The organism is Arthrobacter sp. Z4-13, from assembly GCF_054792705.1.
Genome location: NZ_CP096459.1, coordinates 1,043,383 through 1,067,089, shown reverse-complemented (window position 1 = coordinate 1,067,089; position 23,707 = coordinate 1,043,383). Strand labels below are relative to the sequence as shown.

Annotated in this window: 22 protein-coding genes and 1 tRNA gene; all 23 read right to left on the bottom strand. The window is 65.4% G+C overall.

What is annotated here, in order from left to right; genetic code table 11:
• Positions 1–13 precede the first annotated feature (13 nt).
• A complete protein-coding gene (locus M1E07_RS06810; protein WP_461189495.1) occupies positions 14–1,366 on the bottom strand; it encodes an ABC transporter substrate-binding protein in 1,353 nt (450 codons plus the stop codon).
• A 219-nt stretch (positions 1,367–1,585) separates the two neighbouring features.
• Positions 1,586–1,659, bottom strand: a tRNA-Leu gene (locus M1E07_RS06805).
• A gap of 20 nt (positions 1,660–1,679) precedes the next feature.
• Entirely contained in the window at positions 1,680–2,642 is a 963-nt protein-coding gene (locus M1E07_RS06800; protein ID WP_461189494.1) for an N-acetyltransferase, read from the bottom strand.
• A 110-nt stretch (positions 2,643–2,752) separates the two neighbouring features.
• A complete protein-coding gene (locus tag M1E07_RS06795; protein WP_461189493.1) occupies positions 2,753–4,228 on the bottom strand; it encodes an NAD(P)/FAD-dependent oxidoreductase in 1,476 nt (491 codons plus the stop codon).
• Between the two features lie 58 nt (positions 4,229–4,286).
• On the bottom strand, positions 4,287–5,651 hold the full coding sequence (locus M1E07_RS06790; protein WP_461189492.1) for a S8 family serine peptidase: 1,365 nt from the start codon (positions 5,649–5,651) through the stop codon (positions 4,287–4,289).
• A gap of 27 nt (positions 5,652–5,678) precedes the next feature.
• Complete coding sequence (locus tag M1E07_RS06785) at positions 5,679–6,626, bottom strand: Ppx/GppA phosphatase family protein (protein WP_461189491.1); 948 nt, start codon at positions 6,624–6,626, stop codon at positions 5,679–5,681.
• Entirely contained in the window at positions 6,623–7,294 is a 672-nt protein-coding gene (locus M1E07_RS06780) for a DUF501 domain-containing protein (RefSeq protein WP_461189490.1), read from the bottom strand. Before M1E07_RS06780 ends, M1E07_RS06785 begins: the two co-directional genes overlap by 4 nt.
• A 28-nt stretch (positions 7,295–7,322) precedes the next feature.
• Positions 7,323–8,021: an FtsB family cell division protein gene (locus tag M1E07_RS06775; RefSeq protein WP_461189489.1), complete on the bottom strand. Its 699-nt coding sequence runs from the start codon at positions 8,019–8,021 to the stop codon at positions 7,323–7,325.
• Between the two features lie 123 nt (positions 8,022–8,144).
• Positions 8,145–9,425 carry a phosphopyruvate hydratase gene (gene eno / locus M1E07_RS06770; RefSeq protein ID WP_163164245.1) on the bottom strand — a complete coding sequence of 427 codons (1,281 nt, stop codon included), beginning with the start codon at positions 9,423–9,425 and terminating at the stop codon, positions 8,145–8,147.
• A gap of 133 nt (positions 9,426–9,558) precedes the next feature.
• Positions 9,559–10,164 carry a MazG nucleotide pyrophosphohydrolase domain-containing protein gene (locus M1E07_RS06765; protein ID WP_461190342.1) on the bottom strand — a complete coding sequence of 202 codons (606 nt, stop codon included), beginning with the start codon at positions 10,162–10,164 and terminating at the stop codon, positions 9,559–9,561.
• Between the two features lie 64 nt (positions 10,165–10,228).
• Positions 10,229–11,365 (bottom strand): adenosine deaminase, encoded by a 1,137-nt coding sequence (locus tag M1E07_RS06760; RefSeq protein ID WP_461189488.1) that lies wholly within the window; start codon positions 11,363–11,365, stop codon positions 10,229–10,231.
• 39 nt (positions 11,366–11,404) lie between these two features.
• Positions 11,405–12,133: a DedA family protein gene (locus M1E07_RS06755; RefSeq protein ID WP_461189487.1), complete on the bottom strand. Its 729-nt coding sequence runs from the start codon at positions 12,131–12,133 to the stop codon at positions 11,405–11,407.
• 126 nt (positions 12,134–12,259) lie between these two features.
• On the bottom strand, positions 12,260–12,889 hold the full coding sequence (locus M1E07_RS06750; RefSeq protein WP_461189486.1) for a DedA family protein: 630 nt from the start codon (positions 12,887–12,889) through the stop codon (positions 12,260–12,262).
• A gap of 6 nt (positions 12,890–12,895) precedes the next feature.
• Complete coding sequence (locus tag M1E07_RS06745) at positions 12,896–14,227, bottom strand: thymidine phosphorylase (RefSeq protein WP_461189485.1); 1,332 nt, start codon at positions 14,225–14,227, stop codon at positions 12,896–12,898.
• The gene (locus M1E07_RS06740; RefSeq protein ID WP_461189484.1) at positions 14,224–14,631 is read right to left on the bottom strand and encodes a cytidine deaminase; all 408 of its coding nucleotides are present in this window, start codon (positions 14,629–14,631) and stop codon (positions 14,224–14,226) included. Before M1E07_RS06740 ends, M1E07_RS06745 begins: the two co-directional genes overlap by 4 nt.
• Before the next feature lie 7 nt (positions 14,632–14,638).
• On the bottom strand, positions 14,639–15,964 hold the full coding sequence (locus M1E07_RS06735; protein WP_461189483.1) for an ABC transporter permease: 1,326 nt from the start codon (positions 15,962–15,964) through the stop codon (positions 14,639–14,641).
• Positions 15,961–17,334, bottom strand: a complete 1,374-nt coding sequence (locus M1E07_RS06730; RefSeq protein WP_461189482.1) for an ABC transporter permease — start codon at positions 17,332–17,334, stop codon at positions 15,961–15,963. The genes M1E07_RS06735 and M1E07_RS06730 overlap by 4 nt, the downstream gene beginning before the upstream one ends.
• The gene (locus tag M1E07_RS06725) at positions 17,327–18,907 is read right to left on the bottom strand and encodes an ABC transporter ATP-binding protein (RefSeq protein WP_461189481.1); all 1,581 of its coding nucleotides are present in this window, start codon (positions 18,905–18,907) and stop codon (positions 17,327–17,329) included. The genes M1E07_RS06730 and M1E07_RS06725 overlap by 8 nt, the downstream gene beginning before the upstream one ends.
• 180 nt (positions 18,908–19,087) lie before the next feature.
• The gene (locus M1E07_RS06720) at positions 19,088–20,197 is read right to left on the bottom strand and encodes a BMP family lipoprotein (RefSeq protein ID WP_461189480.1); all 1,110 of its coding nucleotides are present in this window, start codon (positions 20,195–20,197) and stop codon (positions 19,088–19,090) included.
• Between the two features lie 251 nt (positions 20,198–20,448).
• Positions 20,449–21,474, bottom strand: a complete 1,026-nt coding sequence (locus M1E07_RS06715; RefSeq protein WP_461189479.1) for an NADP-dependent oxidoreductase — start codon at positions 21,472–21,474, stop codon at positions 20,449–20,451.
• Positions 21,471–21,899, bottom strand: a complete 429-nt coding sequence (locus tag M1E07_RS06710; protein WP_461189478.1) for an organic hydroperoxide resistance protein — start codon at positions 21,897–21,899, stop codon at positions 21,471–21,473. Before M1E07_RS06710 ends, M1E07_RS06715 begins: the two co-directional genes overlap by 4 nt.
• A gap of 47 nt (positions 21,900–21,946) precedes the next feature.
• The gene (locus tag M1E07_RS06705; protein WP_461189477.1) at positions 21,947–22,381 is read right to left on the bottom strand and encodes a MarR family winged helix-turn-helix transcriptional regulator; all 435 of its coding nucleotides are present in this window, start codon (positions 22,379–22,381) and stop codon (positions 21,947–21,949) included.
• A gap of 104 nt (positions 22,382–22,485) precedes the next feature.
• Entirely contained in the window at positions 22,486–23,685 is a 1,200-nt protein-coding gene (locus M1E07_RS06700) for an amidohydrolase (protein WP_461189476.1), read from the bottom strand.
• Between the last annotated feature and the right edge of the window lie 22 nt (positions 23,686–23,707).

Sequence of the window (23,707 nt, the reverse complement as noted above, 5' to 3'; positions counted from 1 at the left end):
AGGAGTGCGGGGTTTACAGCTTGCCGAACTCCGCCTGGAGGGGCTTGAGCTTGTTTTCGTTGGTGTACTCGTAGATGCCGATGTAGGCCTCTGTGGGGTCACCGGCGTCGGAGAACGTTACGGGGCCGGACTGGCCGTCGTAGTCGATGTCCTGGCCCTTGCGCAGCAGGGTAACGCAGGTGGGGAAGCTGGTGCACTTCTCTCCGGCCTCGGAGACTCCCTTGAGCTGCTTGGCGATTTCAGGGCCGCTGGTGCTTCCGGCAGCTTCAGCCGCCAGAGCGATCAGGTTTACGGCATCGTAGGATTCGCCGCCGTAGGTGAAGTCCTTCAGTGCCGGGTCCACCGCAAGAAGCTTCTGGGTGAAGGACTCGTTGGCGAAGGTTCCCGGGAAGGTGCCATGGGCTCCCAGCATGGTGCCGGGCTGGAAGTCCTTGCTGTAATCCGAGGTGTTGCCGTCCACCAGGAACATCTGCGTGGCCTTGACACCCTTGCCGGTCATCAGCGGCACGATGCTCTTGGCCTGGTCAAAGGTGATCAGGGCGATGGCATCCGGCTTGGCTGCGATGACCTTGTCCACCTGGCTGCTGAACTGGGTATCGCCCTCGTTGAAGAGTTCCTCAGCCACCACCTTGCCGCCGGCGGACTCGAAAGCGGCCTTGACGTTGGTAGCCAGCCCTGTGCCGTAGGCATCGTTCAGGACGATCAGGCCGACGGTCTGGGCGCCGCAGGTGGCCATGTAGTTGCCCAGGACCTTACCTTGGAGAACGTCCGACGGCGCTGTACGCCAGTAGAGTCCCTTGTCGTCCCAGGTGGTGAAGTCGGGCGAGGTGTTGGCGGGCGAGAACTGGAGCACACCGGCGCCCGTGATCTGGTTGATGACTGTCTTGGACACGCCGGAGGAGGCTGCGCCGATGATGGCGTTGACCCCTTGGCCGAGCAAAGCCGACGTGGACTGGGTTGCGATGTCCGTCTTGGTGTCGCCCGAGTCGCGGTGGACTACTTCGACAGGCTTGCCGAGGACGCCGCCGGCATCATTGACTTCCTTGACACCGAGGTTAACACCGGCGATTTCCGGCGGGCCAAGGTAGGCCAGCGAACCGGTGGTGGGCAGGAGAGAGCCGAGCTTCAGCGGCTTTGCGGTGGTACCAGTGGACGGTGGGACCGCGCCGCCCGCGTCAGTCGCCGGGGCGGAGCTTCCGCCGGTAGCCGCGGGGGCCGGGCATTCAATGCCTGCCGCTGATCCGGTGGCGGTTTCGGACGCCGTGGGTGTGGACGAACCGCCGCAAGCCGTTGCCATAAAGGCGACGCCGATGCCAAGCGCTGTCAGCTTGGCAACGCGGGTTCCCGCCTGGGGGAATAAAGTCATTTACGAGCTCCTCGATCTAAAGGTGCGAACGGCCTTTGACACGAAAAATCAGGTGTTCCTGATTTAGCTCTCAAGCTAATGCATATGCACAGGGAAGATAAGTGAGAGAGGTCACATCCTTATAACAGTCGTTGCATATGTGGAATTAAACGGAGGAAGCCGCCCGCGCTGCGGACGGCTTCCTCTGTCGGCGGCTTCTGGCGGCCGGTTTCTGCTAAGTACCCCAGGTGGGACTCGAACCCACAACACGCGGATTTTAAGTCCGCTGCCTCTGCCAATTGGGCTACTGGGGCAACGGCTCAATGGTATCCCGTCAGAGGCGCGAGAACGGTTCGGCATACCGGAACGTCCCGTGGACTCCGCCACGCCACAAAGCGAGCGGCAGTAGCTGAAAATAATCGCCCCATACGTCCTCAGGCGGAAGCACTCCCAGCGTTGCCGCCGGGACGAAGCCGAAGCGGGAGTAATAGTCAGGGCTGCCAAGCAGGGCGATGCCGACCTCCCCCGCAGCGTTTGCCCTGGCGATGCTCTCCTTCATCAGTGCGGAACCGATGCCATGCCTCTGAAGCCGCGGGGTAACTCCGAGGGGGCCGAGGCCCAGGAGTTCCTGCCGGCCCACCCATCCGCGTGTACTGATCACATGCCCTACCACCTCGCCGTCAAGGACCGCTACGACGCTGAAACCGGGGAGGTACTCCTTGGCGTCAAAGAGCTCCCGGAGCACGTTGACCTCCACGGGCTGCCCTTCCGCCGGAAGCCCGGTGGCCGGCGAGATGGCGAACGCCTCGGCTGTCAGGGCGAGGATCGCGTCCCGGTCCTCCGGCGTCTCGTCGCGAAGCAGGATTTCAGGCCGGGGCAGCTCACCGCCATCCTGCCCGCGCCCGTTCTGCGCGGCGAGTTCAGCCAATACCTCAAGGGCGCGGGGCGCGTCCGCAACCGGCACCAGCAGGTGATCGTGGTGGAATCCGGCAAGAACGTTACAGCTGATCCTGGCATCCGTGAGGGCCTTGCTGACAGCGGCAGTGAGTCCCACGGCTTCCAGGGCGGAGTGGATCTGCAGGGTAATCCAGGCGCCCACGAAGTCGTAGGACAGCCCTTCCTGGTCCGCCTGCGCCCGGGGCAGGACCACGGTGAGGCCCTCAGCTTCCCGTACCGCCGCTTCAATGCCGGACGTTAGTGGCCGCCCGTGCGGCCACAGGACGTAGACGTACTCACCCGAGCGCCGGACCGGGCGCATTCCCGCCAGCAGGGCCTGAAGGTTCTTCTCGCCAGTCATGCTGCCAGTCTAGGAGGCGCTTCCGGCGGCCGCCTGTTGCTGCCTGGAAAACGCGAACGGCGGCCGCCCCGAAAGGGACAGCCGCCGTCGTGCGCTAAAGCAGAGCGGGTCTATTTGGCGCTGGCCGGGACCGCTTCCACTTTCGTGGTCGCGGTGGAACCGGAGCCGCCAGCCACCGGCGCAGGAGCGTCCGCAGCGGATGCGGCAGCCGGCTTGGGGGCCGGGGTAGCTGCTGCCACGAAGGCGCCGCGCGGGTTGTCGAGGTCCATCAACTGCGTGGTGTCGCGGCCTGCGAAGAAGCTCAGGATCCAGTTGAAGATCACGCGGAACTTGCGCTCGAACGTGGGCATCGCCAGGCCGTGGTAGCCGCGGTGCGCGAGCCAGGCGAGTCCGCCCTTGAGTCCGATGCTGCCCACAAGGTTGATGTTGGCAACGCCCTTCCACTGGCCGAAGCCGGCAACAGCACCCAGGTTCTTGTGCTTGTAGTCTTTCAGTGGCTTGTCCCAGCGGGAGGCCCAAAGGTTCTTGGCGAGGCGCTTGGCCTGGCGAAGCGCGTGCTGGGCGTTGGGGACGCACGTACCGTCCGGGAGGCCCTTGCCGGTCAGGTCAGGCACGGCGGCGACGTCGCCGGCGGCCCAGGCGTTGTCGATGATGCCTTCGTCGCCCGCAACCCGGAGGTCAGGCAGGACGCGGACGCGGCCCCGCGGCTCGAGCGGGAAGTCGGTGGAGCGGACCATGGGGTTGGCCTGCACGCCGGCGGTCCACACGAGGGTGTCCGTTTCGAACTCCTGGGCGGGGGTCTTATCCGGGAGGTTGATGAGCTTGAGGCTGCCCTCGGCGTTGTCCAGGGACGTGTTGAGGAGGACCTCAATGCCGCGGCTGCGGAGGTGCTCCACAACCCACTCGGCCTGCGTGGCCGTAACTTCCGGCATGATCCGGCCCATGGCTTCAACCAGGACGAAGCGGACTTCCTCCTGCTTGATGCGCGGGTTGTTCCGGACGGCGGCCCGGGCAAGGTCTTCCATCTCGGTGATGCACTCGATGCCGGCAAAACCGCCACCCACCACAACAAAGGTGAGGGCCTTGGCGCGGGCAGCGGGGTCGGTCATGGTGGAGGCAACTTCGATGCGCTCCAGGACCTTGTTGCGGAGGGCTACAGCTTCCTCGATGGTCTTCAGGCCGATGCCCTTGTCCGCGAGGCCCTTGATGGGGAACGTACGGGTGATGGCACCAGCGGCCATGACAACATCGAAGTAGGGAACCTCAAAGTTCGCGCCGCCGTCAGCGGGAGCCACCACTGCGGTGCGGTTGGCGTGGTCGATCGAGGTCACGCGGCCCTGGATCAGCTCGGTCTGCTTGAGGTGCTTGCGGTGGGAGACCACAGCGTGGCGAGCCTCGATGTTGCCGCCGGCCACCTCGGGCAGGAACGGCTGGTAGGTCATGTAGGGCAGTGGATCCACGAGGGTGACGATGCCACCGGCATTCGCGATCTTCTTCTGCAGTTTGAGTGCTACGTACAGGCCGACGTACCCGCCGCCGACGACGAGTACCCTGGGACGGTCCTGGAGCTCTGGGGTGGTTGCCATAGCTCAAGGATACAGTAGTTTGTGAAAATCTTCACTAACTGCCTAAAAGCTACAGACCTCAGGTTTGGCGCCCGCAATCCACCCGGTCCACAACACCCGTCTCCGGCTCCTCTCCCCCATCTGCCGGTCTCCTCGCCGCCCGCCGGAGCTGGATCACCGCTGCCGCGATAATTGCCATGAACAACAGGCTGAAACCGATAACGACGGCGGCGCCGAGGGCGGTATCCCGGCTCGAGGGCGGCTCAGCCGCAGGCACGGTGGCCTCCGGCAGGGTGGGCACTGCACTGGGAACTTCAGTCGTGGGGAGCGGTGCAGGGGTGGCAAAGTTGCCGCGCCGGTGAACCCGGATCCATTCCGCGATGGAACCAAGCGGGTTTGTAGCTGCTTCCGGCACCTCGGCCTTGAGCGCCGCCTCAGCGTTGAGCACACCGAAGCCGTACAACGGATCCTTGCCGGGGGCTCCGGCGTCCTTTGCTGTCGAAACAATCCTGTTGATCACCTGTTCGGCGCTCATGTCGGGCCACTTGGAACGGATCAGCGCCGCAACGCCGGCAACGATGGGCGTGGAGCCGGAGGTCCCGGCCCATTCCGCGTAGGTGCCGCCGGGCACACCCCCCAGCAGGTTCTCCGCGGGCGCCGCTACGCCGATGCTGATGCCCTGGGAGGATGCGTCAACGCTGGCTGCGCCCTTGCGGTCCAGGCCGGCTACCGTGAGGACGCCAGGAATGGTGGCCGGAGCGCCCACCTGGATGTTGCCGCCCACGCGGTTGCCGGCGGCGGCCACTATCACCACGTCTTTTTGCTCGGCGTAGAGGAAGGCGGCGTCCCAGCTTTGCGGCCACTGCGGGGTGGTGCTGCCCAGGGAAATATTGATGACCCCGGCCCCGTTGTCCACCGCCCAGCGGACGGCCTCGGGGATCTGGTCCTGATCGCTTTTGCCGGAGGGGTTGGTTGAGCCGAGCCAGGTGGAGACCGCAAGGATCTGGGCTTCCGGGGCCACTCCCACGATCCCGTCAGGAGGAAGTGCTTTGGGACCGGGCGAAGGCTTGGCAGTGGCGTCGGCCGGCTGGTGGCCCCGTCCTGCGAGCATGGTGGCCACCAGCGTGCCGTGTTCGGTCTTGGAGCCCACGCCTTCTTGCCCGTTGGGCTGACCGGAACCCGACGCGTCATAGCCGCCGGCCACGGCTCCCTTGAGGTCAGGGTGCTGGGCGTCAACGCCGCTGTCGATCACGGCCACTTTGACCCCGGCGCCCTTGGACACCTCCCAGGCCTTGGTGATGCCGGACTCGGCCAGCCAGTACTGCTTGTCGCGCCATTTGTCCGCGTGCGCGGCCGGGGCAGTCAACAGGCCGGTGGCGAGGCAGCCGCCCGCCAGGACCAGCGCGAGCAGGGCTGCGCCGGCCCGACCAAATGGTGGCCTCATCCGGGTTGCGTGTATCTGCATGGGCCGTCAGCCGATGCTCAGGGCTATGCCGTCGAGGATGTCGTGTTCGCTGGCTGTGGCAGTTGCGATGCGTCCGCCGGTGAGGCCGGCCAGGCTTTCGAGGATCCGGCGCCAGACGAGTCCCCCTGCGCCGATGACATCCACCCGGCCGGGATGCATGTAGGGCAGCGCGGCGCGGTCCAATCGCGTCATGGTGAGCAAATCCGACGAGGCGGCCCGGACGGTGTCGAGGGGCAGTTCGGTGCCGTGGATTGCACCTGGCAAATATTCAGGAAGGCGAAGGGCATGCGCGGTGATGGTGGTAATGGAACCGGCAACGCCGACGACGGCGGCGGCGCGTTCCAGGGGTACGTCCTGTCCGGCGCGGGCGATGGCAGCGTCGACGTCAGCTTCCGCGGCGGCAATTTGTTCAGCGGTGGGCGGGTCCTGGCGCAGATGCCGTTCCGTCAGGCGCACACATCCAATGTCCACGGACTTGGCTGCAGTTACGCCGGCTGCCGTGCCAAGGACGAACTCGGTGCTTCCGCCGCCCAGGTCAACCACCAGCACCTCCTGGCCATCAAGGATCGGCAGCACGCTGCTGGCTCCGGCAAAGGACAGCGCGGCTTCCTCGTCGCCGGAGATGACCTCAGGTTCGACGCCCAGCAGGTTCCGGATGCCGTCCACGAAGACGTCCCGGTTCTTCGCGTCCCGGCTTGCGGAGGTGGCAACGAAACGGACCTTGACGGCGCCGTGTTCCCGGATCTGGCGGGCGTAGTCTGCGGCGGCCGCAAACGTGCGCTCCAGGGCCTCCGGAGCCAGCTCGCCGGTGGCGTCCACTCCCTGGCCCAGCCGGACCACGCGCATCTCGCGCACCACGTCTTTGAGGCTGGTGGTCCCGTTGCTGCGGTCAATGTCAGCGATCAGAAGGCGGATGGAGTTGGTGCCGCAGTCGATCGCGGCTACGCGGGTCATTTTCCGGCCTCTGCTGTCCCGGAGGTCTTCCGGACGGGCGCGGGACGGCCTACGATGTCCGGCAGCCCCTGCGGTCCATGCCGGCTGAGGTCCCTGGACGGGGCTTCCCCGGTGGTATCCCAGGCGCCTTCGCAGTAGCACCTGTCGGCGGTCCACCATTCGCTGATCGCGGAGATGGCCTGGTCCCCCAGCGGGTTGACTCCCGGACCGGCGGCGAGTGAATGCCCTACCAGGACGTGCAGGCATTTGACGCGGGTGGGCATGCCGCCGGCGGAGATCCCGTCAATCTCGGGGACAGAGCCGATGCCCGAGCGTTCACCGATGCCCGCACGTGCGGCCAGATAAGCCTCGTGGGCGGAGCGGTAGGCGGCGGCCAATTCATCATCGGCTGCCAGCTGGTCATTCATTTCGTTCATAACACCTGCTGCTTCCAGCCTGGAAACCGCAGAGGTGATGACCGGATGCGTCAGGTAGAAGGTGGTGGGGAATGGCGTTCCGTTGCGGAGCCGCGGAGCGGTTGCGGCCACCAGCGGGTTGCCGCAGACGCAGCGCGCGGGAATCTCGACGACGTCCCGGACCGGCCGTCCCAGCTGGCGGCTCAGTACTTCCAGGTCTCGTGGTGATGGCTGGCGGGATTCGTCCCGGGCGGCTGCCGTGTTAAGTTCCACTGTGGCGGGCCGTCCTTCCTTTTGCGGTTCAGTCTGTAGCCGCGCGCGTGATGGACTCCCACAGGGAATCCACCCACGGCAGATCGGCGGGGTCTTGTGCTGCTGCACCGGTTTGGCTACTGCTTTCTTCGGCCGGCAAATCGCTGCCGAAAACCCAGTAGCCGGTTTCGCCCGGCATAACCATGTTAATGCGGTCGCGGGCCTGCTGTTTCACGTAGTTGGGGTCCTGCCAGCGGGAAACCTGCTGCCGCAGGCTGTCACCTTCGGCCTCCCGGGCCGCGATGTCCGCATTCAGGGCCGCAATTTCAGCCCTCTTGTCGAAGAAGATCTTCACCGTGGGCGCCAGCATGATGGTGATGGCAATCATGACCACCGCCAGCGCCAGCATCCGGCCGGAAAACGCCTTGGCGGGGACGGGTTGCTGGTCTTCGGCGGTTTCGGGGCCGGACGCTGAGGAAGTGCCGTGGGAACTGCTGTCCTTCCTTCCAGCGGCAGGCGCGGTGGCGGCGCGGGACCCGGACACATTCCCGGCACCCGGCGAGCGGCTACCCGCCGCGTCTGCTGCCTGCGGTGCTGGGGCTTTCCGGGCGGTTCCATCCATGCCGGGCTTGTCCTTGGCGGAACCGAAATCCGCACGGATGACATCCGCGTCGCCGGCCGTTTCCTGGCTTGGCGTTCGCGAACGGGAAGAGGCGACCTTCGGAACTTTGGGACGACGGGTAGCCATGACACTCCTGAAACGCGCAGCCTGTCTGGGCCGCCACTAGCTGGCTGAAACTAAAATTGCCGAAACAACAACGGTGGCTATGGTCTTTAAACCATAGCCACCGCCTCGTCGTTTACGCGGCTACTAGCCCTTGAAACGCGGGAACGCGCTGCGGCCTGCGTAGCGTGCGGCGTCGTCGAGTTCCTCTTCGATGCGCAGCAGCTGGTTGTACTTGGCAACGCGCTCGGAGCGGGCCGGAGCGCCGGTCTTGATCTGGCCGGCGTTGGTGGCCACCGAGATGTCGGCGATGGTGGTGTCCTCGGTCTCGCCGGAGCGGTGCGAGGTGATGGTGGTGTAACCGGCGCGCTGGGCCAGGCTCACGGCGTCAAGCGTTTCGGTGAGGGAACCGATCTGGTTGACCTTGACCAGCAGGGAGTTGGCGGTCTTGGTGTCGATGCCGCGCTGCAGGATGGCGGGGTTGGTGACGAAGAGGTCATCACCCACCAGCTGCACTTTGTCGCCGATGGAGTCGGTGAGGGTTTTCCAGCCGTCCCAGTCGTTTTCGTCCAGCGGGTCTTCGATGGAGACCAGCGGGTAGTCGGCGACGAGTTCGGTGTAGTAGGCGCTCATCTCGGCGGAGGTCAGCGACTTGCCTTCGAACTGGTAGGCGCCGTCGGTGAAGAACTCGGAGGAGGCAACGTCCAGGGCCAGGGCGATGTCCTTGCCCGGGGTGTAGCCGGCGTTCTTGATGGCTTCCTGGATCAGGTCCAGGGCTGCACGGTTGGACGGGAGGTTCGGGGCGAAGCCGCCTTCGTCGCCGAGGCCGGTGGCCAGGCCCTTTTCCTTCAGGACGGACTTGAGGGCGTGGTACACCTCAACGCCCCAGCGCAGGCCCTCGGAGAAGGTCTCGGCACCCAGCGGGACAACCATGAATTCCTGGATGTCGACGTCGGAGTCTGCGTGCGAGCCGCCGTTGAGGATGTTCATCAGCGGAACCGGCAGGACGTGGGCGTTCGGGCCGCCCAGGTACTTGTACAGAGGAAGGTCTGCCGAGGCGGCAGCTGCGTTCGCAACGGCCAGGGAAACGCCCAGGATGGCGTTGGCGCCCAGCTTGCCCTTGTTCGGCGTACCGTCCAGGTCCAGCATGGCCTGGTCGATGCTGCGCTGGTCCGTGGCGTCGAAGCCGGTCAGGGCCGGGGCGATCTGGTCGATGATGGCGTCAACAGCCTTCTGGACACCCTTGCCGAGGTAACGCCCCTTGTCGCCGTCACGCAGCTCAACGGCTTCGTGCTCGCCGGTGGAAGCACCGGACGGCACTGCAGCGCGGCCGATCTGGCCGTCGGAGAGCAGTACTTCAACTTCTACTGTCGGATTGCCGCGGGAATCGAGAATCTCGCGGGCGTGGATGGCATCGATAAGCGCCATGAATTTGCTCCTTATGGGCGATTAACGGGGGGATCTTGCAGAAAGACTCGACGTACTCGTCACGGACCAGCGTAGTCGAGAGTGGTCCGGGTTACGGAAACCTATCCAGCCCCCGGACGTCATGATGGTGCGGTTATCTCTGTTGGTGCTGCCCGGGGACACGCTGCTGGTAGTCCCGGACTGCGCCGCGCAGGGCACGCTCTGCGTCGAATCCGCTGGCCTGGGCGGAACGCACGACGGCGAGCAGCAGCTCGCCGAGTTCTTCTTCCGACGTGAAGGCGGGAACCTCCGCCGGTGGTTGAGGCTGCCCAAGTCCTGCCCGGGCCGCGCGGTCGATCGACTTCTGCGCCCTGGCCAGCGCCGGCAGCGCCAGCGGGATGCCTTCGAACGGGTCCCGCCGCTCCGGGCGCTCAGCCCGCTTCACCGCGTCCCACTTTTGTACAATCTCACCAACCGTGGCCGGAAAGCTGTCCTGCAGGGAGCCGTCCGGGCGGAACACGTGCGGATTCCGCCGGACCATCTTGGCACTCAGGCCGCGTGCAACCTCGTCGAACGTAAAAGCCCCGCGCTCCTCGGCCAGCCGGGCGTGCAGCACCACCTGGAGCAGCACGTCGCCCAGCTCGCCCCGGAGTTCGGCGTCGCCGGCTTCGGTACCCGTTCCGGCCTCGATGGTTTCCGCCACCTCATAGGCCTCCTCAAGGAGGTACTCCACCAGGGACTCGTGGGTCAGCGCGCCCATCCACGGGCAGTGCTCGCGCAGGGCGGCAACCACGCCGATGAGCTCCGGCAGGGGTGCCTGCTGGTTAGCCAAGGTTCGCGTAGGCGTCGTTGATGTACTCCACCAGTGCTTCCTTCTCCTCAAGGGGCAGGAAGGATGCCTCGGCAGCGTTCAGGGTCAGCTCCAGCAAGTCGTCGAGATCGTAGTCAAAGGTTTCCACCAGGAGGTCGAACTCGTCGGTCAGGGTGACGCCGCTCATCAGCCGGTTGTCGGTGTTGATAGTGACGTTGAAGCCGAGCTGGTAGAGCATGTCCAGCGGGTGGCTCTCGATGCCATCGCCGAACCCGGCGATGGCACCGGTCTGGAGGTTGGACGACGGGCAGATTTCCAGGGCGATGCCGCGGTCGCGGATCCAGCTGGAAAGGTCGCCGAGGGTCACCAGGCCGATGGTGTCCTCTGTCTCGTCATCGTCGTCGAACTCCACCATGATGTCCTCGGCGATCCTGACGCCGTGGCCCAGCCGCAGCGCGCGGCCGTCCACCAAAGCGGACTGGATGCTCTCCAGTCCGGCTGCCTCGCCCGCGTGCACCGTGGCCGGGAAGTTGTGCTGGGCAAGGAAGGTGAAGGCCTCTTTGAAGCGGGAGGGCAGGAAGCCGTCTTCGGCTCCGGCGATGTCGAATCCCACGGCACCCTTGTTGCGGTGGCGGACGGCGAGTTCGGCGATCTCCTGGCCGCGGTCGGCGTGGCGCATGGCGGTGATGAGCTGGCCCACCTGGATTTCGCGGCCGGTCTCCCCTACGGCCTCGACGCCGGCCTCAAGGCCTCCCTGCACCGCTTCCACGGCTTCGTCAAGGGTGAGGCCGTTCTGCAGGTGCTGCTCGGGCGCCCACCGTACTTCGCCGTACACCACGCCGTCGTCAGCAAGATCCTCGACGAATTCCTTGGCCACGCGGAACAGCCCTTCGGCGGTCTGCATCACCGCAACGGTGTGGTCAAACGTCTCAAGGTACCGGACCAGGGAACCGGAGTCCGCGGACTCGCGGAACCATTCGCCCAGCGCCACTGGATCGGTTGACGGAAGGGTGTGGCCAACTGCCTCGGCCAGTTCGATAATGGTGGCCGGACGGAGTCCTCCGTCCAGGTGGTCGTGAAGTGAAACCTTGGGCAGGTTCTTCAGGTCAAAATCGATGGCAGGGGCAGCGTCAACAATAGGCTCAGTCACGTTCCCACCTTAGGGTGGGCAGGGTTCCAATGCCAGCCGCTAGGTGGCGGCGGACTTACCCTCTCGGGCAGTGGGTGCCAGGACTGCGGTGCTGACGGTTTGGTTGTCCCGCGCCCCGTCCGGACCGCCGTCGAGCCACTCATCCACTTCTTCGGCGTCGTTGCGGGCCAGATGCTTGTGCCACCACCGGAGCAGGTGGTCGATGAGGATGCCCAACACAATGGCGAACACTACTGCGATGCCAGCACTAAGCAGGGGGTTGTGGTGCAGCCAGGGGAAGGAACTGGCCAGCAGACCAATGCCGATTGAATACCCCACCCACGTGATGCAGGCGAAAGCGTCCAGCAGGAAGAAGCGGCGGTGGGAGAAACCGGTGCTTCCGGCGACGTAATTGACAGCCACCCGGCCCCAGGGAATGTAGCGGGCAGTGAAGACCAGCACGGCGCCGCGCTTGTCCAGTTCGTAACGCGCCCAGCCGAAGGCCTTCTGGACCCTGGGCCGGCGCATCCACTTCCACCGGTTCAGGCCGATCCGGCGTCCGAGCATAAAAGCCATGTTGTCCCCGGCTATGGCACCGACCAGCGCGGTGAGGCCAAGGATCCAGAGATTGGGTTCCCCGCTGTGGCGGGAAAACGCTGCAAGGGCCACGATGAGGGTCTCGCTGGGGACCACCATGGCGAAGCCGTCCACAAAGAAAAACAACAGCAGGACCGGGTAGATCCACCATTGGCCAGCTGCATGGAGCACGGCCTCATTAATAAACTCCACGCGGTCTTGCTCCTATGCAAAATGGCACCGGCCAAAAGTGACGCAGCCAAAGCGGAAATCGTTCCTAAGTGTCCCACGGCCGCGGCGCACTTTGCTACGCCCCGTCCTGCCCGAACAACGGTCCAGCTACGCTTCTGGTTCCTTCATCCGTTCCACCATGGCAGGCCTGCGCCGGACCCGGTTGATGACGAGGTCCACCACGATCCCCAGCGCCACCGCACAGATGATGGCGATGACAGCGCCCAGGAGGTGGTTGTTTTCAAACCACTGGCCAAAGAACAGGCCGATCCCCACCGAGTATGCCGCCCACAGGCTGGCCGACAGGACAGTCAGCCCCACAAAGCGCAGGTGCGGATAATGCGTGACCCCGGCCGTGAGGTTAACGGCAACCCGGCCGATCGGGACGAACCGCGCCACGAGGATGAGCGACGCCGGGCGCTTGCGCAGCTCCCGGCCTGCCCACCGGAAGGCACTTTGCATGCGGGGGCCCCTCATCCAGACCCAGCGCCGGGTGCCCACCCTGCGCCCGATCAGGTAAGCAATGTTGTCGCCGGAAAAGGCGCCCAAAGCCGCCACCAGCATCAGGAGCCAGGGGTTGGGAACATCCGCTGTGGCAGCAACGGCGGACAGGCCCACCACCACTGACTCGCTGGGAATGGGCGGGAAGAAGCCGTCAATGATGCAGCATGCCAATACGAGGAAAAGCACCCAGGGCTGTCCGGCTGCCGCGAGGATGAAGTCATTGATGGCCTGCATGGGTCCCTATGCTATGCGGTCAATGATGAGTCGCTGTGCGGGCCGTGCACCCTCGGGGGCGATGACTACTGCGTTTTCCAGCGCTTCCTTGGCGCGGGGGAACCGTTCCGGGGTGTCCGTGAGCAGGGTCATCAGGGGCTCGCCCGCCCGGACCACGGCGCCTGGCTTGGCGTGCATGCGGACTCCCGCGCCTGCCTGCACTGCGTCCTCCTTGCGCGCCCGCCCGGCGCCGAGCCGCCAGGCTGCCACGCCCACGGCCAAGGCATCGAGTTCCACAAGCACTCCGTCCGCCGGGGCGTAAACCACCTCGGATTCCCGGGCCGCCGGCAGCTTGGCCCGCGGGTCCCCGCCCTGCGCCTCGATCATCCGGTTCCAGACGTCCATGGCGCGGCCGTCCTTGAGGGCAGCTGCAGGGTCGGCGTCGTGCACTCCTGCAGCGGCGAGCATCTCCTCGGCGAGCCGGACCGTCAACTCCACCACGTCGCCGGGACCCCCGCCGGCCAGCACCTCAACGGATTCCTCCACCTCGATGGCGTTGCCCGCCGTCAGGCCCAACGGCGTGCTCATGTTGGTGAGGAGAGCCACGGTGTTGACCCCGGCATCCTTACCCAACGCCACCATGGTTTCCGCCAGCTCGCGGGCCTTGGCCTCATCCTTCATAAAGGCGCCGCTGCCCACCTTCACGTCCAGGACCAGCGAGCCGGTGCCCTCGGCAATCTTCTTGCTCATGATGGACGAGGCGATGAGCGGGATGGCCTCAACCGTTCCGGTGACGTCGCGCAGTGCGTAGAGCTTTTTGTCTGCGGGGGCCAGGCCTGCGCCGGCTGCACAGATGACGGCGCCCACGTCCTGGAGCTGGGCAAGTATCTCCTCGTTGCTGAGTGATGCCCGCCAGCCCGGGATTGCTTCCAGCTTGTCCAGCGTGCCGCCGGTGTGGCCCAGTCCCCGGCCGGACAGCTGCGGAACGGCGACGCCGAACACGGCTACCAATGGCGCCAGCGGCAGGGTGATCTTGTCCCCCACGCCGCCGGTGGAGTGCTTGTCCGAGGTGTACTTCAACCCGCCGTCCGGGCGGCGCAGGCTGGAGAAGTCCATCCGCTCGCCTGAAGCGATCATTGCAGCCGTCCAACGGGCAATTTCGGTACGGTTCATACCATTGAGCAGGATGGCCATGTTCAGGGCGGCCATCTGCTCGTCCGCGATGATTCCCCGCGTGTAGGCGTCGATGGTCCAGTCGATCTGTTCCGGGCTCAGCGTGCCCTTGTCCCGCTTGATGCGGATGATGTCGACGGTGTCGAACGCTTCGGCCTTGTTCTTCGCTGCGCGGGTGTCTCTCACAGGGTTCCCTCCAGGTGTTCGGGGCCAAAGGCGTCTGGCAGCACCTGGTCCATCGTCTTGATGCCTTGGGTGGTCATGAGCTCCATGCCGGGGGCACGGAATTCGTACAGCAGCTGGCGGCAACGCCCGCACGGCATCAGGACGTTTCCTCCGCCGTCCACGCAGTAGAACGCGCGGAGCAGGCCGCCGCCGGTCATGTGGAGGTTGCCCACCAGCGCGCATTCGGCGCAGAGCGTCAGGCCGTAGCTTGCGTTTTCCACGTTGCAGCCGCTGACGATCCGGCCGTCCGCCGTTAAGGCTGCCGCCCCCACCGGGAACTTCGAGTAGGGCGTGTAGGCCTTTCGCATGGCGTCGACGGCGGCAGCCTCCAGTGCGGGCCAGTCCACGTCCTGTCCGGGTTCCACGCGGCCATCAACCCTTGACATACGGGATGCCGCTGGCTGCCGGCCCTCGGGACTTGCCCACCAGTCCGGCCACGGCGAGAACCGTCACCAGGTAGGGCAGCATCGCCATGAACTGGCTGGGCACCGGGGTGCCGATGATCGTCACGATGCTTTGCAGGTTGTCTGCGAAGCCGAACAGCAGGGCGGCGAAGAACGCGCCGATTGGATTCCACCGGCCAAAGATCAGGGCAGCCAGCGCAATGAAGCCGCGCCCGCCGGAGATCTCTTTGGTGAAGCTGTCGATCGCCACCAGGGTGAAGAAGGACCCGCCGATGCCGGCTACTGCCCCGCCCAGGGTGACGTTCCAGAAACGAGTGGCGTTCACGTTGATGCCCAGGGTGTCGGCCGCCTGAGGGTGCTCGCCCACAGCGCGTACACGCAGGCCCCACCGGGTCTTGAAGAGGCCAATCCAGACCACGAGGACCGCGATGTACATCAGGTATCCCACCAGGGACTGGCGGAAAAGGATGGGCCCGATGATGGGGATGCTGGACAGGACGGGGATCTCGATGATGTCGAGCCCGGGAGGTGAATTGAACTGCGCCTTGTTGGCCTGCATAACGGTGCTGAACAGGAAGCCTGTGACGCCTGAGACCAGGACGTTGAGCACCACGCCCACGATGATCTGGTTCACAAGGTACTTGATGCTGAACAGCGCCAGCACCATGGAAACCACGGCCCCGGCCACGGCGGCCGCCAGCAGCCCGATGAAGGGATTCTGGGTCATGCTGGCCACGATGGCGGCGGTGAATGCGCCGCCCAGGAGCTGGCCCTCAATGGCGATGTTGACCACACCCACCCGCTCACACAGGACGCCGGACAACGAGCCGAACACCAGCGGGACGGCGAGGGTGACGGACCCGGCGATGAGGCCGGCCAACGAGATGCTCGGGGTACGGGCACCGCCCACCACCCAGATCAGGAACGCTGCCACGAACAGGACGATGAAGGTGACCGTCAGCCAGCCGGGGGCGGGCCGGTCTTTGGTCTTGAGGTATACCGCATAGGCTGCGAGTCCCAGCAGGAGGACGGACAAAGCGATGCCCCCGGCGAACGCGTTCACCGCCAGGGCCGGCAGCTGGAAAAAGTCCTCGCCTGTGGAGATGCCGAAACTGGCGGTCTGGTTGGGCGCCATCAACCCGAAGAAGACCAGTGCGATCAGTCCGAAGACCGTGAGCAGGACCGGCGTCCGCCAGGTCACCGGCTTGGCGGAGACGGCATTGGAGCCGGAGTCTGTCGAGGTGTCACCCGGCTGTGGTTTTCCGGGGCGGGGCGACGATACTTTTGTGCTCATGCTGCACCTCCGGTTGTGGCTGCCTGGCGGGACTTGGCCACGCGGGCAGGCTTCTTGCGGCGCGGGTTCAGCCCGAAGACGGCCCGGACCAGCGGCGGGGCCGCAATAAAGAGGACGATCAGGGACTGGACCACCAGGACGATGTCGATGGGGGTTCCGGTCTGGATCTGCATCTGGACCGCCCCGGCCCGGAAGGCGCCGAACAGCAGGCCGGCAGCGAAGGTGCCCCACGGCGTCGAACGCCCCAGCAGGGCAACGGTGATCGCGTCGAATCCATAGGTGGCGGCCACGCCGTCGGTGAGGACCTTCTCCGTGCCTGCCACCTGGGCGACGCCGGACATGCCGGCCAGTCCGCCGGCGATGGCCATCACCAGGACGGTGGATCGGGAAACGTTGATGCCTGCAGTCTGGGCAGCCTTGGGGTTGGCCCCGACGGCACGGAACTCAAAGCCCACAGTGGAGCGGTTCAGGAGCCACCACACCAGGACAGTGGCCGCGATGGCCAGGAGGAAGCCCAGGTGCAGCCGGTACTGGGTGCCGAAAATTTGCGGGTACACGGCGGTGGGATCCAGGATGGGCGAGATGGGGTTCGTCTCCCCCGGCCGCTGGAAGGCCGGTGTGTTCAGCAGGTACCGCAGGAAGTACAGCGCGATGTAGTTGAACATAATGGTGAGGATGACTTCATGGGCGCCCGTCCGGGCTTTGAGCAGCCCCACCACTCCGCCCCAGAAGGCGCCGCCGATAATGCCCGCCGCCAGGACCAGCAGCAGGTGCAGCCCCAGGGGCAGGTGCAGCGCGAAGCCCACCCAGGCGGCAAGGATGCCGGCCACGATGATCTGCCCCTGCCCGCCGATGTTGAACAGTCCCGCACGGAAGGCAAGTGCTACGCCCAGGCCGGCTGTGATGAGCGGCGTGGCGATGGTGAGCGTTTCCATAAACGGTGCGAACTGGGCCGCGACGCTGTTACCCCGGGGGTTGAAGACCGAGCCCTGGAAGAGGGCGATGTAGGAGCGGGTAGCGGCGTTCCACATTGCTGAGAGGAAATCGGTGGGACGGGCGAACAGGTAGGTGGAGGTGGTGGCCACCTGTTTGTCGGTGCTGGCGATGAGGAGGCCGCCGATGATGAGCGCCAGCAGGACGGCCAGGACCGAGACCATGCCGCTGCCGGTAAAGATTTTGCGGAGCAGCGTGTCCGGGCCGCCCGGGAGCTGACCGCTTTGGGCAGTGGCCGGAACGGCGGAGGGCTCCATGGCGCCGCCGGCAGTATCAACGGATACGACGGCGGCCGTCTCCTCCGCGGCGGGCGTGGCCTCGTGCGCTTTGCCCCTGTGTTCGCCGGCCGCGTGCTTGGGGGGATGCTTGTCAGACATGGTCGCCTCCTTCGGCGTCGGAAGTGGAGGCGGCGGCAGCGGTGGGCGCCTGTCCCGTGGGGTGCGTGTGTTCCTCCGGCGGGATGCCCGCCATCATGAGGCCCAGGGTGTCGCGGCTGGTGCCGGCCGGGACGATACCCACCAGCTTTCCCTTGTAGAGCACCGCGATTCGGTCAGCCAGTTCCATGACCTCGTCGAGCTCGGTGGAAATGATCATCACCGGAGTGCCCTGGTCCCGCTCGGCCACGATCCTGCGGTGCAGGAACTCGATGGAGCCCACGTCCACGCCGCGGGTGGGCTGGGAGGCGATGAACAGGCGCAGCGGGCGGGAAAGTTCCCGCGCCATCACCACTTTCTGCTGATTGCCGCCGGACAACGTGCCTGCGGCGGCTGCGGCGGAGGGCGTCCGCACGTCGAATTCGCCGATACGGGCTGTGGCGTTCTCCAGGATCTTCGCCGGGCTCATGCTGATGCCCTTGGCGAAGGGCGGCTTGTCATAGAGATCCAGAACCAGGTTTTCGGCCACGGAGAACGTGCCCACCAGGCCGTCCACCTTGCGGTCTTCCGGAACGAAGCCGACGCCGGCGTGCAGGACTTCCTTCACGGACCGGCCCAGCAGCTCGTTGCCGTCCAGTTTGACGGAGCCCGAGACCCTGTCCTGGAGGCCAAGGATGGCTTCGGTGAGTTCGGTCTGGCCGTTCCCTTGCACACCTGCCACGGCCAGGATCTCACCGCGGGCAATGTCGAAGCTGAGCCCGTCCACCACGTGCTGGCCGCTGGAGGCGATGACTGTGAGGTCCCGGACTTCGAAGGTTTTTTCCTTCGGTTGGGCGGGTGCTTTGTCCAGGTTCAAGCTGACGGCCCGTCCCACCATCATCGAGGCGAGTTCCGCTGTGGGGGCGGCCGGGTCCGCGGTGCCCACCACCTTGCCGCGCCTGATCACGGTGATGGTGTCCGAAACTTCCTTCACTTCCCGCAGCTTGTGCGAAATGAAGACGATGGACGTGCCGCCTGCCTTGAGCTGGCGCATGATGTCCAGAAGTTCGTCCGTTTCCTGGGGCGTCAGCACTGCGGTGGGTTCATCCAGGATCAGGACCTTGGCGTTGCGGACCAGCGCCTTGATGATTTCGACGCGCTGCTGGACGCCTACGGGCAGGTCTTCCACCAGGGCATCCGGATCGACGTCGAAGCCGTACTGATCAGAGATCTCCCTGATCCGGCGGCGGGTGTCTTCGAGGTTGAGGAAGCCGGCGGCCTTGGTGGGTTCCGCGCCGAGCGCCACGTTCTCGGCCACTGTGAAGACGGGGACCAGCATAAAGTGCTGGTGCACCATCCCGATCCCGGCTGCCATCGCATCGCCGGGCCCGCGGAAGGCCACCGCGTTGTCATCAATGAGGATTTCGCCTTCGGACGGTTCATAGAGGCCATACAGCACATTCATCAGGGTGGATTTTCCCGCCCCGTTCTCGCCCAGCAGGCAGTGTATTTGCCCGGGCTCAACCACCACATCGATGTGGTCGTTGGCGAGCAGGGAACCGAAGCGTTTGGTGATCCCTCTGAGTTCAAGTTTCAAAACTCTGACCAATCTCGAAGCGTCCAGTGGTCGACCGGACGGGATATGTGGCTGCAGCACCAGCCTAGTGGGTGCAGTCGGAGGATGAGCGGGCGGTAACCCGAAAGAGGCAGGCAGCAGCAAAAAGCGCCACCGCCCGGCCAGTCATTGACCAACCGGGGGTGGCGCTTCAAGCAGGAATCAGGCCTTGGGGCTGGCGGCCGACTCCACCTTCAGCTTGCCGTCCACAATGTCCTTCTTGATCTGGTCCAGCTCGCTCTTCAGCTCGGCGGGAACCTGGGACTCGAGATCGTGGAACGGAGCCAGCTGTACACCTTCGTTGGCCAGGGTGCCCACGTAGGGGGTGTTGCTGAACTTGCCTTCCTTGTCTTCCTTGACCACCGTCTCCACGGCGTCGCCCATCTGCTTCATGACGGAGGACAGCATGATGTCCTTGTAGTCCGGGGCAGTAAGGTAGCCGTCGGAGTCAACCCAGATCAGCTTGACGTCCTTGCCGGCGCCCTTGGCTTCACTCAAAGCTGCACCGGCGCCCTTGCCCACCGGGCCGGCCACGGGCATCACAATATCTGCGCCTTGGTCCAGGAAGTTCTGGGTGAGCTGCTTGCCCACGTCCTGCTTCTCGAAGTCGCCGGTGAAGCTGCCGTCCTGGGCCTCCTTGTTCCAGCCAAGAAGTTTGACGTTCTTGCCCTTCTGCTCGTTGTAGTACTTCACGCCGTCGGCATACCCGTCCATAAAGATGGTCACGGTGGGAATCTTGATGCCGCCGAAGGTGGCAACCGTTCCGGTCTTGGTGGTGCCTGCGGCGAGGTAGCCTGCGAGGAACGCGGCCTGGGCGGTGTCGTAAATGATCGGCTTGACGTTGCTGATGGGCGTCTCGTAGCCGAAGTCGATGATGGCAAAGTGGCTGTCCGGGTTGGCGGTTGCCTGTGCCTTGGTAGCGTCGCCCAGCAGGAAGCCGACGGTGACGGTGAGGTTGCAGCCTGCGGTGACCATGGCGCGCAGGTTGGGCTCGAAGTCGTTGTTGGTTTTGGACTCCACCTGGTTGACCTTGATGCCCAGGTCTGCTTCAGCCTTCTTCAGGCCCTCGTAGGAGGACTGGTTGAAGGACTGGTCGTCGAATCCGCCGGAGTCGGAAACGATGCAGCCGGTGTAGTCGGTGGCCCCGGCGGATGAGGTGCTTCCGGCTTCGGGGGCTGCACCGCAGGCGGTCAACAGAAGGGCCGAGGCGCTGACGGTAGCCAGGCCGGCCATTGAACCGCGCTTGAATTGTGCACGCAGTGATGTCTTCAATTTTCCTCCAGGATGAAGAGAGTGGCGCTGCGGCTCGAATTCAATGAGTGTCCGTTTCTGCACTGAAATTCTGTTTTCACTGAGGTCCGCAGCACTGCGCCGGAGCGCACTGATGCCACCCACTTTAGTGGCCTGCACCACGTCCCAATAGCACAGCGGGACGGGTCCCGGAGATTGTTTACAAGTTGTTACCAACCAGTAAGGGTGCCGCGTCCCGGCGCGGCGCCCTTACCCTGGTCCAGCTGTTATGGCTACGGCTGGAGGCGGACCAGCATCTTCCCGGTATTGGCTCCGTCGAGCAGGTCCATAAAGGCCTGCGGCGCGTTCCCGAGCCCGTCAACGATGGTTTCGTCGTACTGCACGGTGCCGTCAGCCAACCAACCAGCCATTTTCGCGGCAAATTCGGCGGCGTGGTGCCGCTGCCCGCCTACCAGGAAACCCCTGAGCGTAAGCTGCTTGCCGATGGCCAGCATGAGGTTGTGCGGTGCCGGCGTCGGCTCCTTCGAGTTGTACTGGGCGATGGCCCCGCACATTGCCACCCGGCCCCCGACGTTGAGGGCGGCCAGGGCTGCCTCGAGGTGCTCGCCGCCCACGTTGTCGAAATAGACATCGATCCCACCCGGGCCGGCCGCCTCTTTCAGCTGCTCCCGCACGGGAGCATCGTTGTAGTCGAATGCGGCGTCAAAGCCGAGCTCAAGGAGCCGGGCCACCTTGGCGGGCGAACCGGCCGAGCCGATCACGCGGGAGGCACCCATCGCCTTGGCGATCTGGCCAACCAGCGAACCCACTGCCCCTGCGGCGCCGGAGACAAACACGGCGTCGCCGGCTTTGAAGTCAGCCACCTTCAGCAGTCCGGCATATGCGGTCAGCCCGGTCATACCCAGGGCCCCCAGGAAGGCGGACGCCGGAGCAAGATCGGTGCGGGCGGGCTGGGCAGCGGCGCCGTCCACCACCGCGTACTCGCGCCAGCCGAGGCTGTGCACCAGAACGTCACCTTCGCGGTGGCCCGGGGAACGTGACGCGATCACCTCACCCACTGCACCGCCGTCGAGCGCTTTGTCCAGGGCGAACGGCGCTGAGTACGACTTGACGTCGTTCATGCGCCCTCGCATGTAGGGGTCTACGGACATGTAGAGATTCCGGACCAGGATCTGGCCGTCCCCCAGCTCGGGCAGCGGCGACTCGGCAAGCCGGAAGTTGTCGGCCACAGGGCGGCCCACCGGACGGGAAGCCAGCCGGATTTCGCGGGTGGTGGCAGGAAGGGTTGCGAGGCTCATTCGGCGAACTCCATGATCTTGATGTCCACGGTGATGTTTCCCCGGGTGGCATTGGAGTACGGGCAGATCTCGTGTGCCTTGGCTACCAGCGCTTCCGCGGTGGGCAGGTCCAGTGCCGGCAGTGCGATTTCCAGTTCCGCGGCAAGCCCGAATCCGGCGTCATTCAGCTGGCCGAGGTGTACCTTGGCAGCCACTGCCGAGCCTGTCAGGTCAGCCCGTTCCTTGCGGCCCACCAGGCGGAGTGCCGAGTGGAAGCACGCTGCATAGCCGGCGGCGAAGAGCTGCTCGGGGTTGGTTCCCTGGCCGTTTCCGCCCAGCTCCACGGGGCTGGACAGGGCAACGTCCAGCTTGCCGTCGTTGGTCCGCGCATTGCCGTCGCGTCCTTCGCCCGAGGCGAGGGCCTCTGCAGTGTAAAGAGGTTTCACGGTGTATCCGTCCTGTTCCAGGGGTTGATGACTTTGGGCTGATGCTCTCAATGGCTGTTCTGCAGCGCGGCTGTCAACCGGCCCAGAGTGTTGTGGAGCTGGTCGAGCTCCTCGGGCGTAAGCCCTGCGGCCTCGGCCAGCCGCCTGGGAATGGCGCCAGCCTTTTCGCTGAGGTCACGTCCGGCGGCCGTCAGGTGGATGGCGACACGGCGCTCGTCCTCGCCGGAGCGGCGGCGCTCCACCAGCCCCAGGGACTCCAGGCGCTTCAGCAGTGGCGAGAGCGTCCCGGAATCGAGGCCGAGTTCCTCGCCCAGCTCCTTTACCCCCCGCGGCTCGTTCTCCCAAAGCACCAGCATCACCAGGTACTGGGGATAGGTCAGGCCGAGCTCGTCAAGGACGGGCCGGTAGACGGCCGTTGCGGCACGGGAGGCCGAGTAGAGCGCAAAGCACACCTGGCGGTTCAGCCGCGGAGCATCAGTCATAGAAATACCATAGGACGCAATTCAATTGTGCACAACTTAATCGCCCCAGGCCCGCCGTCCCTCTGTCAGATTGTGGCGGGACGACGGCGGGCCTGCGCCCTTGGCTAAAGGTCGCGGATGGTGCGCAGCGCGGCAGCCGTAAGGACCCGGATGCCGAGGCCCAGGGCCTGCTCGTCCAGGATGTAGTCGCCGCGGTGGAGGTCGTATTCCTCGCCGCCCGGCGTCTTGGTGCCAAGCCGCATCATGGCGCCTGGAAGCTCGGCGAGGAACCAGGCGAAATCCTCCCCGCCCATGGACTGCGGGGTAAGCACCACGGCGCTTTCGCCGATTTCAGCGCGGGCAGACGCTTCGATGATGGCCGTCTCGTGCTCGGAGTTGACTACCGGGGGAACTCCCCTGGTGTGCTCGAGGCGCACATCAACGCCGTAGGGGGCAGCCACCTGGTGCACCACCTCATCCAGCAGCTCCCCGGCGGCGTGCCACGCCTCGCGGTCCAGGCAGCGCATGGTTCCGGCCATGTAGCCGGTTCCCGGAATTGCATTGGGTGCCGAGCCGGCGGACATCTGGCCCCACACCACCGAGACCCCGCTCCGGACGTCCACCCGGCGGGACAGGACGGCAGGAACATTGACGGCGATCTGCGCCAGGGCGAACACGAGGTCCTCGGTCAGATGCGGACGGGACGTGTGGCCCCCGCGGCCGGAAAGTTCGATCCGGATGGTGTCCGAGGCGGAGGTGATGGCACCGATGCGTGTGCCGATCTTGCCCACTTCGATGCGCGGATCACAATGCAGGGCCAGGATTCGGGGAACCCCCTCCAGGACACCCTGCTCGATGCACGAGTGCGCGCCGCCCGGCATGGTTTCCTCGGCGGGCTGGAAGATGATGCGGACGGTGGCGCCGAGCGGCTCCTCCAGGTGCATCCGGTGCAGGACCAGGGCGATGCCCAGCATGGTGGTGGTATGGACGTCGTGGCCGCACGCATGGGTGACGCCATGGTTCTTCGAGGCAAAGGGCAGGCCCGTTTCCTCGATGATGGGCAGCGCATCAATATCGCCGCGCAGCGCCGTGGCGATGGGACCTTCGCCAACATCCACGGTGAGCCCGGTGCCGTCCAGGCGGCGCGGGTTCAGGCCGGCGGCTTCGAGCCTGTCAACCAGCTTGTCCGTAGTGCGGAATTCCTTGAAGGACAGTTCCGGGTGCGCATGCAGGTCCCGGCGGAAATCGATCAGTTCCGGCAGGAGCGGCTCAAGCCATGGAGCCACCAGCGCGGTGGGCTCGGCTTCCGTAGTGTAATTGCGCACTGGTTCACTCTAGCGAGGGTCG